At 68.3% G+C, this 15,379-nt stretch carries 13 protein-coding genes; 8 read left to right on the top strand and 5 right to left on the bottom strand.

Going from position 1 to position 15,379, the window contains the following annotated elements; genetic code table 11:
- Positions 1 to 25 precede the first annotated feature (25 nt).
- The gene (locus DBV14_RS31810; RefSeq protein ID WP_124465804.1) at positions 26 to 1,813 is read right to left on the bottom strand and encodes an IlvD/Edd family dehydratase; all 1,788 of its coding nucleotides are present in this window, start codon (positions 1,811 to 1,813) and stop codon (positions 26 to 28) included.
- A gap of 270 nt (positions 1,814 to 2,083) precedes the next feature.
- Here DBV14_RS31810 and mutL point away from each other — a divergent pair, with 270 nt between their 5' ends.
- Positions 2,084 to 3,985 (top strand): DNA mismatch repair endonuclease MutL, encoded by a 1,902-nt coding sequence (gene mutL / locus DBV14_RS31805; protein WP_124465802.1) that lies wholly within the window; start codon positions 2,084 to 2,086, stop codon positions 3,983 to 3,985.
- 194 nt (positions 3,986 to 4,179) lie between these two features.
- Entirely contained in the window at positions 4,180 to 5,139 is a 960-nt protein-coding gene (locus DBV14_RS31800) for an alpha/beta hydrolase (protein WP_260397302.1), read from the top strand.
- Here DBV14_RS31800 and DBV14_RS31795 read toward each other — a convergent pair.
- From DBV14_RS31795 to DBV14_RS31785, 3 genes are read right to left on the bottom strand one after another with little or no spacing between them, the layout of a single operon-like run.
- Positions 5,136 to 7,382: a xanthine dehydrogenase family protein molybdopterin-binding subunit gene (locus tag DBV14_RS31795; protein ID WP_124465799.1), complete on the bottom strand. Its 2,247-nt coding sequence runs from the start codon at positions 7,380 to 7,382 to the stop codon at positions 5,136 to 5,138. The two genes, DBV14_RS31800 and DBV14_RS31795, sit on opposite strands and share 4 nt — an antisense overlap.
- A 12-nt stretch (positions 7,383 to 7,394) precedes the next feature.
- Positions 7,395 to 7,868, bottom strand: coding sequence for a (2Fe-2S)-binding protein (locus tag DBV14_RS31790; protein ID WP_124465796.1), 474 nt, complete (start codon positions 7,866 to 7,868; stop codon positions 7,395 to 7,397).
- A 43-nt stretch (positions 7,869 to 7,911) separates the two neighbouring features.
- On the bottom strand, positions 7,912 to 8,304 hold the full coding sequence (locus DBV14_RS31785; RefSeq protein WP_124465794.1) for a c-type cytochrome: 393 nt from the start codon (positions 8,302 to 8,304) through the stop codon (positions 7,912 to 7,914).
- Positions 8,305 to 8,529: 225 nt separating this feature from the next.
- Here DBV14_RS31785 and DBV14_RS31780 point away from each other — a divergent pair, with 225 nt between their 5' ends.
- From DBV14_RS31780 to DBV14_RS31770, 3 genes are all read left to right on the top strand, one after another.
- Positions 8,530 to 9,474, top strand: a complete 945-nt coding sequence (locus tag DBV14_RS31780) for an AraC family transcriptional regulator (RefSeq protein ID WP_124465792.1) — start codon at positions 8,530 to 8,532, stop codon at positions 9,472 to 9,474.
- A gap of 64 nt (positions 9,475 to 9,538) precedes the next feature.
- Entirely contained in the window at positions 9,539 to 10,594 is a 1,056-nt protein-coding gene (gene miaA, locus DBV14_RS31775) for a tRNA (adenosine(37)-N6)-dimethylallyltransferase MiaA (RefSeq protein ID WP_124465790.1), read from the top strand.
- Positions 10,591 to 11,250 carry an ABC transporter ATP-binding protein gene (locus DBV14_RS31770; protein ID WP_124465788.1) on the top strand — a complete coding sequence of 220 codons (660 nt, stop codon included), beginning with the start codon at positions 10,591 to 10,593 and terminating at the stop codon, positions 11,248 to 11,250. Before miaA ends, DBV14_RS31770 begins: the two co-directional genes overlap by 4 nt.
- A 14-nt stretch (positions 11,251 to 11,264) precedes the next feature.
- Here the strand turns inward: DBV14_RS31770 and DBV14_RS31765 are convergent, their stop codons facing one another.
- The gene (locus DBV14_RS31765) at positions 11,265 to 12,224 is read right to left on the bottom strand and encodes a threo-3-hydroxy-L-aspartate ammonia-lyase (RefSeq protein ID WP_124465786.1); all 960 of its coding nucleotides are present in this window, start codon (positions 12,222 to 12,224) and stop codon (positions 11,265 to 11,267) included.
- Between the two features lie 117 nt (positions 12,225 to 12,341).
- On the opposite strand from DBV14_RS31765, the gene DBV14_RS31760 reads away from it, so the two are divergent.
- The 3 genes from DBV14_RS31760 to DBV14_RS31750 are packed head-to-tail and all read left to right on the top strand — an operon-like array spanning position 12,342 to position 15,317.
- Positions 12,342 to 13,076 carry a GntR family transcriptional regulator gene (locus DBV14_RS31760; protein ID WP_124465783.1) on the top strand — a complete coding sequence of 245 codons (735 nt, stop codon included), beginning with the start codon at positions 12,342 to 12,344 and terminating at the stop codon, positions 13,074 to 13,076.
- Positions 13,073 to 13,951 (top strand): phytanoyl-CoA dioxygenase family protein, encoded by an 879-nt coding sequence (locus DBV14_RS31755; protein WP_124465780.1) that lies wholly within the window; start codon positions 13,073 to 13,075, stop codon positions 13,949 to 13,951. The genes DBV14_RS31760 and DBV14_RS31755 overlap by 4 nt, the downstream gene beginning before the upstream one ends.
- A 4-nt stretch (positions 13,952 to 13,955) precedes the next feature.
- Positions 13,956 to 15,317 (top strand): NAD(P)H-dependent oxidoreductase, encoded by a 1,362-nt coding sequence (locus DBV14_RS31750; RefSeq protein WP_124465777.1) that lies wholly within the window; start codon positions 13,956 to 13,958, stop codon positions 15,315 to 15,317.
- Positions 15,318 to 15,379 lie beyond the last annotated feature (62 nt).

Genomic DNA, 15,379 nt, shown 5'->3' with positions numbered 1-15,379 from the left:
CGTCGCCCCGAATGAACGAACGCCCCTAGTGGTTCCGACGAGGAATCCCCGCCGTCTGCGCCACCCGCTGGTACTTGGTAGCCGGCTTGAGCACCATGCCCTCGGACAACGTGTCCACCATCGACCGCTGGATCTCCTGCCACGGCGTCTGGCTGGCGGGAATCGGGTAGCCACCCTTCGCTTCCAGCTGACGTGCACGTTCTTGCAGTTCTTCGTCGCTCACCAGCATGTTCACCGTGCGGTGCTTCAAGTCCACACGCACCTTGTCGCCCGTCTGCAGCAGCGCCAGGCCCGCTCCCGCCGCGGCTTCCGGCGACGCGTTCAGGATCGATGGCGAACCCGAAGTGCCCGACTGCCGGCCGTCGCCGATGCATGGCAACGCCGACACGCCGCTCTTCAGCAGGTGCGCGGGCGCCCGCATGTTCACCACCTCCGACGAACCCGGATGCCCGATCGGCCCCACGCCGCGCATGAAGAGGATGCACGACGCATCGATGTCCAGCGCCGGGTCTTCGATGCGGCGTTCGTAGTCTTCGGGGCCGTCGAAAACAATCGCGCGGCCGACAAAGGCGTCCAGGTCGCCGGGGGCGCTGAGGTAGCGCGCGCGGAACTCGTCCGAGATCACGCTGGTCTTCATGATCGCGCTGTCGAACAGGTTGCCCGACATCACGAGGAAGCCGGCGTTCTCGCGCAGCGGCTCCTTGAACGGCCGGATCACGTCGGCGTCTTTCACGCGCGCGTCGGCGCAATTGGCAGCCAGCGTCTTGCCGGTGACGGTGAGCGCGTCTTCGCGAATCAGGCCGTGGCGATGCAGCTCAGCGACCACGGCCGGCACGCCGCCGGCGCGGAAGAATTCTTCGCCGAGGTACTTGCCGGCCGGCTGCATGTCGAGCAGCAGTGGCACGTCGAGCCCCACGGTTTCCCAGTCTTGGATGACGAGGTCGACACCCGCGTGCTTGGCCACGGCGATCAGGTGGATGGGCGCGTTGGTCGAGCCGCCGATGGCCGAGTTGACGACGATGGCGTTCTCGAAGGCCGCGCGCGTCAGGATGTCCGAGGGCTTCAGGTCTTCGCGCACCATCTCCACGATGCGTCGGCCGGTCTCGTAGGCCATCTGCCCGCGCTCGCGGTACGGTGCCGGAATGGCGGCGCAGCCGGGCAGGCTCATGCCCAGCGCTTCGGCCAGCGCGTTCATGGTCGAGGCGGTGCCCATCACGTTGCAATGGCCGATGGAAGGCACCGTGGAGCCCACCAGGTCGATGTAGCCGGGGAAGTCGATGCTGCCCTTGGCGAACAGCTCGCGCGCCTTGAACAGCGTGGTGCCGGTGCCGGTGCGCTGGCCGTCGTGCCAGCCGTTGAGCATCGGGCCGCCCGAAAGAACGATGGCGGGAATGTTGGCGGTGGCGGCGGCCATGAGCGCGGCGGGCGTGGTCTTGTCGCAGCCGGTGGTCAGCACGACGCCGTCGATGGGGTAGCCGGTCAGCGTTTCGACCAGGCCCAGGTAGGCCAGGTTGCGGTCGAGCGCCGCGGTGGGGCGGCGGCCGTTTTCCTGGATCGGGTGCATCGGGAATTCCATCGCGATGCCGCCCATTTCGCGGATGCCTTCGCGCACGCGCTGCGCCAGTTCGCGGTGGTGACGGTTGCAGGGCGTCAGGTCGGAGCCGCTTTGCGCAATGCCGATGATGGGCTTGCCGGACTGGAGCTCTTCCCGCGTGAGGCCGTAGTTCAGGTACCAGGCAAGGTGCAGGACCGAGAGTTCGCTGTGCTCGGGGTTGTTGAACCACGAGGCGGAGCGCAGGGGTCGGGTGGTCATGGGCTGTTGTCTTCTCTTCGTTCGGGGGTGGGGCGAGAAAAAAAAGGGATGCATGAAGCGGCCTTGACGGGCGTGCATCACCTCGGCGCGGCGGGGCCGCGCAATGCAATTTCGTGGGCTGTCTCCTGTGCGTTCTCGTTGTTCGACGGGAGCTTAGGCGGGCGACTCCCAGAGCGCCAATGAGATCGGTTGAGGGTCGATATAAGCGCTCCAAATACGCCCGATGCCCTGCCAGGCGCCCCGGCTTCCCCGCGCTTCTAGAATGCGCCAGTGAGCGCCCTTCCCTCTTCCATCTCCCTCTCTGAACGCCGCCCGATCCGCGAGCTTCCCGACGAACTGATCAGCCAGATCGCCGCCGGCGAAGTGGTCGAGCGGCCCGCCTCGGTGGTGCGCGAGCTGCTGGACAACGCGCTCGACGCGGGGGCCCGGCAAATCACGGTGCGGCTGGCTTCGGGCGGCGTGCGGCTGATCTCCATCGAAGACGACGGCCTGGGCATTCCGCGCGAAGAACTCACGGTGGCGCTGCGCCGCCACGCCACCAGCAAGATCGCCAGCCTGAACGACCTCGAGACGGTCGGCACCATGGGCTTTCGCGGCGAGGCGCTGGCGGCGGTCAACTCGATTGCGGAACTGAGCATCCAGTCGCGCTTTACCGGAGCCGACACCGCCTTTTCGCTCGATGGCCGTACCGGCGAACTGCGGCCGGTGGCCCGCTCCACCGGCACCACGGTCGAGGTGCGCGAGCTGTTCTTCGCAACGCCCGCGCGCCGTAAATTTTTGAAGACCGACGCCACCGAGCTGGCGCACTGCATCGAGGCCGTGCGCCGCCATGCACTGGCGCGGCCCGAGGTGGGCTTTTCGATCTGGCACGACGGCAAGCTGGTCGAACAGTGGCGCGCCGCCACCACGCGCGAGCAGCGGCTGGCCGATGCGCTGAGCGACGACTTCGTGACGCAGAGCGTGCCAGTCATGCGCGAAGGCGGCCCGGTGCGCGTGGTCGGCCGAGCCGGCATCCCCGACGCGGCCCGTTCGCGCGGCGACCAGCAATTCTTCTACGTCAACGGCCGCTTCGTGCGCGACAAGGTGCTGTCGCACGCCGTGCGCAGCGCCTATGAAGACGTGCTGCACGGTCACCGCCAGCCGATCTATGCGCTGTACCTGGAAATCGATCCGGCGCGCGTCGACGTGAACGTGCACCCGACCAAGATCGAGGTGCGCTTTCGCGACGGGCGCGAGGTGCACCAGGCCGTGCGCCACGCCATTGAAGACGCGCTGGCCGCCCCGCGCGCCGGCGACGCCGTGGCGCCTTCGGGCACGCCGCAGCCGTTCTTCAAGCCGGTGGCGCTGCCATCGAACGCCAGCTGGTCGCAGCCGGCCATGAATTTTGTGGCGCAGGAGCGCGGCGCCGGCGATTTCGAGGCCATGTGGCCGCGCCGCACCGAACAGCTGGCGCACGAACCCGAATCGGCGCCTTCGCACTGGCCGCTGACCGGCGCGGCGCCAATGACCTTCCGCGCGCCCGTCGGCCTGCCCGCGGACCCGGAAAACCCCGCACCCGCTGACGCCCCGCTCGCCACGCAAGACGAAGCCTGGCCGCTGGGCCGCGCGCTGGCGCAGCTGCAGGGCATCTACATCCTGGCCGAGAACAGCCAGGGCCTGGTGGTGGTCGACATGCACGCGGCGCACGAGCGCATCGTCTATGAGCGGCTGAAGACGCAGCTCGACGGCGCGGCCATCACCAGCCAGCCGCTGCTGATTCCGGCCACCTTCGCGGCCACGCCGCAGGAAGTGGCCACGGCCGAGGCCTGTGCCGAGGTGCTGCCGACGCTGGGCCTCGAAATCACGCCTTTCTCGGCGCGCACGCTTGCGGTGCGCGCCGTGCCCGGAACGCTGGCCGACGGCGACCCCGTGGAGCTGGCGCGCAGCGTCCTGGCCGAGCTGGGCCAGCACGACGCCAGCACCGTGGTGCAGCGCGCGCAGAACGAATTGCTCTCCACCATGGCCTGCCACGGCGCCGTGCGGGCCAACCGCAAGCTCACCATCGACGAAATGAACGCACTGTTACGTCAGATGGAAGCAACAGAACGTTCGGACCAGTGCAACCACGGCCGGCCCACGTGGCGGCAGCTTTCGATCCGCGAGCTCGACAGCCTGTTTATGCGCGGCCGGTAGGCGAATCGGCCCTTTTTTCAGGGTTTTCGAGGGTTTTGGACGGTCATCCGTGCGCCGGGCACGCACGTTGCATGGACTGGTTCAAGACGCCGTCGAGCGTTGTTTCTGAGGGTTACCAAGGCGCAATGTCGGCGTGCCAAGGTAGCGACCAATGAACTTTTTCGCCGACTTCGCTGTCCCTCAACCCCATGATGATGAAACGCTGGACCCTCCTCGCGTCTGTCCTCTCGCTTTGCGCCCTCCTTGCCGCCGGCTGCTCCACGCTTGACGAACAGCAACGCGAGTGGATTTTCCAACCCAGCGACCGCAGCTGGGGCAACACCGCCACCATGACCGAAGGCATGCAGGACGTGTGGATCGACTTCCAGTCGTCCATCACGGGCGAGCCCGCGCGCCTGCACGGCCTGTGGCTGGGCGGCAAGCCCGAGACCACCGACACGCCCGTGCTGCTGTACCTGCACGGCGCGCGCTACAACGTGGCCGGCTCGGCGCCGCGCATCCAGCGCATGCACGAACTGGGCTTCTCGGTGCTGGCCATCGACTACCGCGGCTTCGGCAAGAGCTCCAAGGGCCTGCCCTCGGAAGAATCGGCCCGCGAAGACGCCCGCGCCGCCTGGACCTGGCTGGCCGCGCGCCACCCCAGGCAGCACCGCTACATCTTCGGCCACTCGCTGGGCGGCGCCATCGGCATCGACCTGGCGGCCCATGTGAACGACGAGAGCGGCACCATCGTCGAAAGCACCTTCACGTCGATTGCCGACGTGGTGAGCGGCTTCAAGTGGGGCTGGCTGCCCTTCGGCCCCTTCATCACGCAGCGCTTCGAGGCCATCAACACCGTCAAGGACATCGGCTCGCCGCTGCTGGTGGTGCATGGCACGGCCGACAGCCTGATCAACCCCACGCTGGGCCGCAAGCTCTATGACGCGGCCACCGTGCCCAAGCTGTTCGTGCTGGTCGAAGGCGGCTCGCACCACAACACCAACTCGGTGGGCGAGGCGCAGTACCGCGCGGCACTGTCGCAGCTGTTCCGCATGAAGCCCGAAAACACCTTCGCCGCCAACCGGCCACCGCCCCGGCTCGCACCGCCGGCCAACGCGCCCACGCCGCAGGACGTGCGCGGCCAAGCGCCGGCGACGGAGCCCGCGGCCATCTAGGCCAGGTTGAAGGGCAACTGCCGCAAGGGCTTTCCCGTCAGTTGCGCGATGGCATTGGCGAACGCGGGTGCCAGCGGCGGCAGGCCCGGTTCCCCCATCCCCTTGGGCGCATCGGCACTGGGCACGATGTGAATATCGAACTCCGGCACCTGCGTGATGCGGGCCACGGTGAAGTCGCCGAAGTTGCCCTGCTGCACGACGCCGTCCTTCAGCGTGATTGCGCTGCCGGCAAGGCATGTAGACAGCCCCATCACCGCGGCGCCCTGCACCTGCGCCTCCACGCTGCGCGGGTTGACGACGAGGTTGCAATGCACGCCGCTGGTCACGCGGTGCAGCACCGGCTGGCCGTCCTTGACCGAAGCCTCCACCACATAGGCCACCACCGACTCGAAGGACTCGTGCACCGCCACGCCCCAGGCGCGGCCGTCCGCGAGCTTCTTCTTGCCGTAGCCGCTCTTGTCCACGGCCAGTTGCAGCGCGGCGCGATGGCGCGGATGCTTGTCGCCGAAGAGCTGCATGCGGTAGGCCACCGGGTCCTGCTTCGTGCCGCGGGCGATCTCGTCGATCAGCGTCTCCATCACGAAGGCGGTGTGGGTCGAGCCCACGCTGCGCCACCAAAGCACCGGTACGTTGACCTGAGGGTGGTGCACTGTCAGGCGCATCGGCACCGGGTACGGATCGCGCATGCCCTCCACCGCCGTGGCGTCGATGCCGTCCTTGACCATCATGCCGGCGAACACCGTGCCCGCAGTGATGGACTGGCCGACGATGACGTGGTCCCACGCGAGGATCTTGCCGCGCTCGTCGAAGCCGATGCGCGCGCGGTGCAGGTGCATCGGGCGGTAGTAGCCGCCCTTGATGTCGTCCTCGCGGCTCCACAGCAGGCGCACGGGTGCATCGAGCCCCACCGCGCGCGCGGCCTTGGCGATCTCGCAGGCCTCGACCACGAAGTCGCTCGAGCCCACGAAGCGCCGGCCGAAACCGCCACCCGCCATCTGCACATTCACCTTCACCTGCGAGGGATCGAGCTTCAGCGTGCGCGCCGCCGCCTGGCCATCGAGGTCGGCGCTCTGCGTGCCGACCCACAGTTCGGCGCGTCCGTCCGACAGCTTCACGGTGCAGTTCAGCGGCTCCATCGGCGCGTGCGCGAGGTACGGAAACACGAACTCGGCCTCGAGCTTGCGCGGCGCATCGGCCAGCGGCGCCATGTCGGCGTCGAACTTGCGGTTGCCGGGGCGGCCGGCCAGTTCGCGGTAGTGGGCCAGTTGCCTGTCGGTGTCCACCTTTTCGACCGCGCCCGCGTCCCACTGCAGCTTCAGCGCATCGCGGCCCAGCTTGGCCGGCCAGTAGCCGTCGGCCACCACGGCCACGCCTTCGGCGCCGCGGTCCAGCGGAATGCGCAGGACGGCTTTCACGCCTTTGACGGCGCGCGCCGCGCCGTCGTCCACCGACGCCAGGCGGGCGCCGAAAACAGGCGGATGGGCCACGACCGCGGTGAGCTGGCCCGGCTGCCGCACATCGATGCCGAAGTCCTGCCGTCCGCTGCTCTTGGCGCGCGCATCCAGGCGCGTGGTTGCGCGGCCGATGATGCGGAAGTTTTTCGCATCCTTCAGCACCACCTTCTCGGGCACCGGCATGGCCATGGCCGCCTCGGCCAGTTCGCCATAGCCCAGCTTGCGGCCACCCGGGCCGAACACCGTGCCGGCCTGCGTGCGCAGCGTGGCCACATCGACCTTCCAGCGCGCCGCGGCGGCCGACAGCAGCATGGCGCGGGCGCGCGCGCCGAGCTCGCGGTACTGCGTGAAGCTGTTCTTGATCGAGTTGGAACCGCCGGTCAGGTGCATGCCGAAGAGCGGGTCGGCGTATGCGGCGTCGTTGGTGCCGCTGCGGCTTCGCACCAGGGCCCAGTCGGCGTCCAGTTCCTCGGCCAGGATCATCGGCAGGCCGGTCTGCACGCCCTGGCCGAACTCGAGGCGGTTGATGGTCACGGTGACTTCGCCATTGGGCGCGATCTGCACGAAGGCCAAGGGCTGCTGCGTCGGCTTGAGGCCACCGGCCGGCGGCTTCACGCCGTCGGCCTGCGCCATGGCCAGGTGGGGAAAGGCGCCGAGCACAAGCCCGCCGGCGCCGGCCATCTTCAGGAAGCTGCGACGCGGCAGCGTGGCCGTCTCGTCGGTCGAGGGTTGGGCCAGCAGGCGCTGCAGCGCGCGCGGCAACTCGTTGTAGTCGATGTTGGGCAGCATGGTGGCGGCTCCTCAGGCAAGGGTGCGGGCCGCATCGGCCACGGCGGCGCGAATGCGCACATAGGTGCCACATCGGCAGATGTTGCCGGCCATGGCCGAATCGATCTCGTCCACGCTGGGCTGCTTGCCCTTGGGCAGCGACTTCAGGAACGCGGTCGCGCTCATGATCTGCCCGCTCTGGCAGTAACCGCACTGCGCCACGTCGTGCTTGACCCATGCGGCATGCACGGCCGAACCGGTGCGGTCGCTGCCATCGGTGGCGGCTTCGATGGTGGTGATCTTCTTGCCTTCCGCGGCGGAAATCGGCGTGATGCACGAGCGGATTGCCTGGCCGTCCAGGTGCACGGTGCAGGCACCGCACAGCGCGGCGCCGCAGCCGAACTTGGTGCCGGTCATGCCCAGCGTGTCGCGCAGGGCCCAGAGGATGGGGGTGCCGGGGTCGGCATCGACCGCATGCTCGCGGCCATTGACGTGGAGCGCACTCATGTTTTTTTCTCCGTGGGTGGGTGGGTTGTTGAATTGATCCGCTTCACCTGGCGCCGTCGAGCAGCCACTGCGCGAGCGCCTGCAGGTCGGCATCGGGAACCTGGGCTTGCGGCGGCATCGGCATCGCGCCCCATTTGCCCGAGCTGCCGGCCTTGATGCTGGCCGCGAGCTGCGCAGCCGTGCCCTTGCCATCTCCGTACTTCGCGCCGATGTCCTTCCAGGAGGGGCCGACCACCTTGGTGGCCGGCTGGTGGCATGCGACGCACGAGTACTTTTGCGCCAGCGCCTGGCTCGCGGCGGCGTGCCGCGGCCACGCGGCGCCTGCGCCAAGGCCAATGACCACGGCGAGCGAGGCGGCAAGGGAGCGCGGCACCGCCGCGATGCGGCCTGTGCCGCGAAGCTGATTTCGTTGGTGGTGAGTCGTTTCTGTTTTCATCGTGGGATCGCGGGAAAGGAGGTTGTCCGATTCGACGGATGGCCCTCGTCGCGCGAGGTCGCGCGCAAGCCGGCACATCGCCGGCCAGTGTCGGGTGAAGCCCCGCCGGCCGCTTGCCTGATCCGCGCGTGTTCTTGCCTGAAACACCGAGACTGCGCCGGAAACGCCGGGCGGGGCCGGTGCGCGAGCTAGACTTTTTTGCGCGTGTATTTCGAAAGGACTCAGATGGAAGCGGCACAGCCGGCGCCGCAAGGCGATTCGAGCGATTCGGGCAATTCGGGCGTCCCTGACGTCCTTGGCGCCCTGGCCCGGGCGGTCGGGCGCATGGCCCCGAGCGACGGCGACCACGTCACAGCCATTCCGGAGCTGTCGCTGCACCGTCGCAGCGCCGTGACCGAGCCGCTGCATTGCATCTACGGCTTTGGCCTGGGGATCACCGTCAGCGGGCGGAAGCGTGTCGCGCTCGGCGAAGAGGTCTTCGACTATGCGGCCGGCCAATCGCTGCTGACGACAGTCGACCTGCCCGTCGTGACGCACGTCACCCGGGCCAGCGCCGCACAGCCCTTTCTGGGTCTCATGGTCAGGCTCGATGCGCGCGCCATCGTGCAGGCGGCGGCCGAGATGGCATTGCCCCAACCGACGAAGGACTCCAGCCACCGGGCCATGTCGCTCGGCGAGCTCGACGCAACGCTGCTGGGCGCGGTCACGCGGCTCGTCGAATTGCTCGGCGAGCCCAGGCTGATTCCCCAGATCGCCCCGCTGCTGCAGCAGGAAATCGTCGTGCGGCTGCTCGCCGGGCGCCATGGCCCGCAACTGCAGCGCCTCGTGGCAATCGGCTCCCCGAGCCAGCAGGTGGTCCAGAGCATGGCCTGGCTCAAGATGAATTTCATGCAGCCCGTGCTGGCGGACGAGCTCGCCGCGTCCGTGCACATGAGTCCTTCGACATTCCGGCAGCATTTTCGCGCCGTCGCCGGCATGAGCCCGATGCAATACCTGAAGCAGTTGCGCCTGCAGGAAGCCCGACAGCTGATGTTGAACCAGGGCGTCGATGCCGGCACCGCCGGCGTGCGCGTGGGCTACGAGAGTGCCTCGCAGTTCAGTCGCGAATATGCCCGCCTGTTCGGGGCGCCACCGTCGCGCGATATCAGGCGGATGCGGGAAACGACCTGAGCCGCCGGGGCAATCTGCCCCTGCCTGCAGCCGGGCACGCGCCATTTGCTACCCTCGGCGCATCATGTCTCCCAGCTCCGCACCGGCCGCCGAGGCCGCTCCCCCGGCATCGCCAGGCGCTGCGCCTCTTTCTGCTTCACCGCGTCCACCCCATTCACCACATTCACCGCGCTATGTCGCGCTGGCCGGCCCCACCGCCTCCGGCAAGACCGCCGCCGCCCTGGCGCTGGCCCGCACGCGGGCGGTGGAAATCGTCAGCGTCGATTCGGCCCTGGTGTACCGGGGCATGAATATCGGCACCGCCAAGCCCAGCCCCGCCGAGCAGGCGCAGGTGCCGCACCACCTGATCGACATCCTCGATGCGCGCGAGAGCTACAGCGCCGCCGCCTTCGTGGCCGATGCCACGCGGCTCATCGACGAGATCCGCGGGCGCGGCGCGCTGCCGCTGTTGGTCGGCGGCACCATGCTGTACTTCAAGGCCCTGTTCGACGGCATCGACGCAATGCCCGCGGCCGATGCCGCCGTGCGCGCCCGCATCGATGCCGAAGCCGCCATCGCCGGCTGGCCCGCCATGCACGCGCGGCTGGCCCAGGTCGACCCCACTATCGCCGCGCGGCTCGCACCGCAAGACAGCCAGCGCATCCAGCGCGCGCTCGAGGTATGGGAAAGCAGCGGCCAGCCGCTGTCGAGCTTTCATGCGAGCGACAACAAGACCGCCAGGCCCGTGGAAGGCGGCATGCTGTTCTCGCTAGAACCCACCGACCGCGCGTGGCTGCATTCGCGCATTGCCGAGCGTTTCGACGCGATGCTGGCCGCCGGCTTCATCGACGAAGTGAAGGCGCTGCGCGCGCGCGGCGACCTTTCCACCGACCTGCCCTCGATGCGCTGCGTGGGCTACCGGCAGGCCTGGGAAATGCTCGATGCCTGCGGCAATGCCGCACCCGATGCAAAAGCGCTGAATGACCTGCGCGAGCGCGGCATTGCCGCCACGCGCCAACTCGCCAAGCGGCAGATCACCTGGCTGCGCAGCATGCCGGCGCGCACCGTGATCGCCTGCGACGCGCCCGATGCGGTGCAAACCGCCGTTCAACTCATCACATCGATCGCACACCCCGGATGACGCTGCGCATTTCCAACCTCGGCAAGCACTACGGCGACGCGCCCGTCTTCGAGAACGTGACGCTCGGCGTAGAGCCCGGCGAGTTCGTCGCCATCGTCGGCGAATCGGGTGTCGGCAAGTCGACGCTGCTCAATTGCATGGCCGGGCTCGACAGCTGGGACCAGGGCACGGTAACGCACGACGGCACCGACATCGGCGCGCTCGACGGCGAGGCCTGCGCGCTGTGGCGCCGCAAGCACGTGGGCTTCGTGTTCCAGGCTTTCCACGTGCTGCCGCACCTGGACGTGGCGCAGAACGTGTCGCTGCCGCTGATGCTGCTGGGCCAGCACCGCCAGCCCGGCGACGCCAGCCGCGTCGCCCACATGCTCGAAGCGGTCGGCCTGCCCGGCATGGGCACGCGGCTGCCGCAGACGCTGTCGGGCGGCCAGTTGCAGCGCGTGGCCATCGCGCGTGCGCTGGTGCACCGCCCCGCCCTGCTGCTGGCCGACGAGCCCACCGGCAACCTCGACCCGACCACCGCTGCAAAAGTGATGGAACTGCTGATCGGCCAGACCCGCGAGCACGGCGCCTCGCTGGTGCTGGTGACGCACTCCGAAAGCGCGGCCGCCCGCGCGGACCGCCTGCTGCACCTGACGGCCAGCGGCATCCGCGCCTAAGCGTTGACTGTTGCTTACTGCGCGAGCAATGCCGCGTAGCGCGACAGGTCGACGTTGCCGCCGCTGATGACGATGCCCACGCGCTGGCCGGCAATCGCCTTGCCCGCGGCAATGGCGCCCGCGAACGCCAGGCAGCCGGTCGGCTCGACCACGATCTTCATGCGCTCGGCAAAGAAGCGCATGGCATCCACCAGTTGCGCATCGGTCACCGTGAAGATGTCGTCCACGTCGCGCTGGATGATGCCGAAGGTGTAGTTGCCCAGGTGCTGCGTCTGCGCGCCGTCGGCAATGGTCTTGGGGGTTTCGATGTGCACGATCTTCCCGGTGCGGAACGACTGCTGGCCGTCGTTGCCCGCCTCGGGCTCCACGCCATAGACCTTGCAATCGGGCGACAGCGCGCGCGCCGACAGCGCCGAGCCCGACAGCAGCCCGCCGCCGCCCAGGCACACGAACAGGTGGTCGAGCGGGCCCGTTTCCTCGATCAGTTCCTTCACCGCGGTGCCCTGGCCCGTGAGCACGTCCGGGTGGTCGTACGGCGGAATCATCGTCATGCCGCGCTCTTGCGCGAGCCGCTTGGTCAGTGCCTCGCGGTCTTCGGTGAAGCGGTCGTACATCACCACTTCGGCGCCGTAGCCCTTGGTGGCCGCGACCTTGGCGGCCGGGGCGTCCTTGGGCATGACGATCACGGCCGGCATCGACAGCAGGCGCGCCGACAGCGCGATGGCCTGTGCGTGGTTGCCCGAAGAAAAAGCGATGACGCCGCCCTTGCGCTGCGCCGCGTCGAACTTCGACAGCGCATTGAAGGCACCGCGGAACTTGAAGGCGCCCATGCGCTGGAAGTTCTCGCACTTGAAGAAAAATTGGGCGCCCCAGCGCTCGTCGGCGGTGCTCGAACGCAGCACCGGCGTGCGATGGGCATGGCCCTCGAGCCGCGCGGCCGCGGCAATGACGTCGTCGTAGGTAGGTAGTTGCATCACGCTAGCTTAGCGGGGCCCGCCGTTTTTTTGCAGCCCCGGTGGGTAAAAACCCGGGTGCACGGTCGCCCTGAAGTTCGTACTCTGTATACAGAGTTCAGAACCCGGAGCCCGTCCATGCCCGCCCAGCTCGTCAGCATCGAAGTCGCCCCCGACCTTGTCGACCAGGTCTACCGTTCCCTGCTGGGCGCCATCAGCAGCGGCACGCTGGCGCCCGGCGAGCGCATCACGCAGGAAGACATCGCGCAGCGGCTGGCGGTGTCGCGCCAGCCAGTGCTGCAGGCCTTGCGGCTGCTGAAGAAAGACGGCTTCGTGCTCGACGCGCCCGGCCGTGGCGTGCTGGTGGCGCCGCTCGACGCCGAGGGCATGCGGCACATCTACCAGGTGCGCGGCGCGCTCGACGTACTGGCCGCGCGGCTCTCGGCGCAGCAGCGCTTTCGCATCGATGCGAAGCTCATCGAGCGCGGCCGGCGCGCGGCGCGCGGTCGCAATGTCGAAGCCATGATCGATGCCGACGTGGCCTTTCACCAGGCCATCTACGAAGCCTCGGGCAACCCGCTGATCGGCCAGAGCGCCGACCCGCACTGGCGCCACCTGCGCCGCGCCATGGGTGCCGTGCTGCAGGCCGAGCCACAGCGCGAATCGCTGTGGGACGAGCACGAGGCCATTGCCGCGGCCATTGCCGCGGGCAATGCCGATCGCGCGGCGCGCCTGAGCGAACAGCACGTTGCCAGGGCCAGCAAGAACCTGGGCGAGCGGCTCATGCAGCAGAAGCTGCAACAGCAACAAGAGCACCAGCAACCCGCCCGCACCGCATCCCCCACCCTCACGACGCAAGGAGACAAGGCATGAAGTTGACACCCGAGCAACGCGCGCAGTTCGAGCGCGATGGCTACCTGTTTTTTCCCGGCCACTTTTCGGCCGAGGAAACGAAGACGCTGACCGACGCCGTGCCCGAGCTCTACAGCCGGCGCGAGGCCTTCAACGTGCGCGAGAAAGGCTCCGATGCCGTGCGCACCAACTTCGCCGCGCACCTCATCAGCGAGCCCTTTGCCCGCCTGGCGCGCCACCCGCGCATGGTCGGCCCGGTAAGCGATCTCTTCGACGAAGAGGTCTACATGCACCAGTTCAAGATCAACGGAAAAATGGCTTTTGAAGGCGACGTGTGGCAGTGGCACCAGGACTACGGCACCTGGCTCAACGACGACCTGATGCCCACCGAGCGCGCGATGAACGTGGCGATCTTCCTGGACGAGGTGACCGAGCACAACGGGCCGCTGATGTTCATTCCCGGCAGCCACCGCAAGGGCGTGGTGGATGCGAAGCACGACCTGACGACCACCAGCTACCCGCTCTGGACGGTGGACAACGCGCTGATCGCGCAACTGGTGGACCGCGCCGGCGGCAGGCACGGCGGCATCGTCTCGCCCAAGGGCCCGGCCGGTTCGATGATCCTGTTCCACAGCTGCCTGGTGCATGCCTCGGGCAGCAACCTCTCGCCCTTCAACCGCGTGGCCGTGTACCTGAGCCTGTGCGCCGTCAGCAACCACATCCGCCGCCACAAGCGGCCCGAATACATCGCGCACAGAAACTTCACGCCCATCGCGATGCTGCCCGACGATTGCCTGCTGAAGCCCTACCCCGTCGATGTGCCGTGGAAGAACGGACTGCCCGACAGCGCGCTTCGGACTTCGCTCGAAGTCCTGCACGACACGGCGGAGGCCTGACCCCATGAGCCTGTATTCACGCCTGCAGCAGCGCGCCGCCGAAGGCCGCCCCATCCGCATCGGCCTGATCGGCGCCGGCAAGTTCGGCGCGATGTACCTCGCGCAAGTGCCGCGCACGCCCGGCGTTCAGCTGGTGGCCATTGCCGACCTGTCGCCCGATGCGGCCCGCATCAACCTGGAGCGCGTGGGCTGGGAGCCGGGCCGCGCATCGGCCGGCTCGGTGCAGGAAGCGCTGAAGAACAACACCACCTGGATCACCGACGACTGGCAGGCCGTCACGCGCGAGCCGTCCATCGACATCGTGGTCGAGTGCACCGGCAACCCCATTGCCGCGGTCGACCACTGTCTCGATGCCTTCGCGCACGGCAAGCACGTGGTCAACGTGACGGTCGAGGCCGATGCCTTCTGTGGCCCGTTGCTGGCGCGCCGTGCGCAGCAGGCGGGCGTGATCTATTCACTGGCCTTCGGCGACCAGCCCGCGCTGATCTGCGACCTGATCGACTGGGCGCGCACCTGCGGCTTTCCGGTGGTGGCGGCCGGGCGCGGCCACAAATGGCTGCCGCACTTCACCGAATCGACGCCCGAGACGGTGTGGGGCAACTACGGCCTCACGCCCGAGCAGGCGCGGCGCGGCGGGCTCAACCCGAAGATGTTCAACAGCTTCCTCGACGGCTCCAAGCCATCGATAGAAAGCTCGGCCGTGGCCAACGCCACCGGCCTCACGGTGCCATCGGACGGCCTGCTCTACCCGCCCGCGAGCGTGGAAGACATTCCGTTCGTCACGCGGCCCCGCAGCGAAGGCGGCATGCTGGAGCGCAAGGGCATGGTCGAGGTGGTGTCGTCGCTCGAAGCCGACGGCCGGAAGATCCCGTACGACATCCGCATGGGGGTGTGGGTGACGGTCGAGGCCGAGACGGACTACATCAAGAACTGCTTCGAGGAATACAACGCCCACACCGACCCGAGCGGGCGCTATTTCACGCTGTACAAGCGCTGGCACCTGATCGGGCTGGAAGTGGGCATGTCGGTGGCAAGCGTGGCGTTGCGCGGCGAGCCGACGGGCGTGGCAACGTGCTGGAACGCCGACGTGGTAGCCACGGCCAAGCGCGATCTGGCGCCGGGCGAGATGCTGGATGGCGAAGGCGGCTACACGGTGTGGGGCAAGCTGCTGCCGGCCGACCGCTCATTGCGCCTGGGCGGGCTGCCGCTCGGGTTGGCGCACAACGTGAAGTTGCTGCGTCCGGTAAAAAAAGGTCAGAGCCTGTGTTGGGCCGACGTGGCGATCGACACGTCTACCGCGGCCTACAAGTTGCGCGCGGACATGGAGGCGATGTTCGCGCCGTCGGTTCAGGCTCGGGTTGCGTAGCACTCGGGCTTCTGTTCTTCGCGTCGTGCGCTTTGGGCGCTGCTGTTTCGTTCATTCAGGGC

This window comes from Variovorax sp. KBW07, from assembly GCF_003852515.1.
Lineage (GTDB): Bacteria > Pseudomonadota > Gammaproteobacteria > Burkholderiales > Burkholderiaceae_C > Variovorax.
This window is presented reverse-complemented; position numbering and strand designations above follow the sequence as displayed.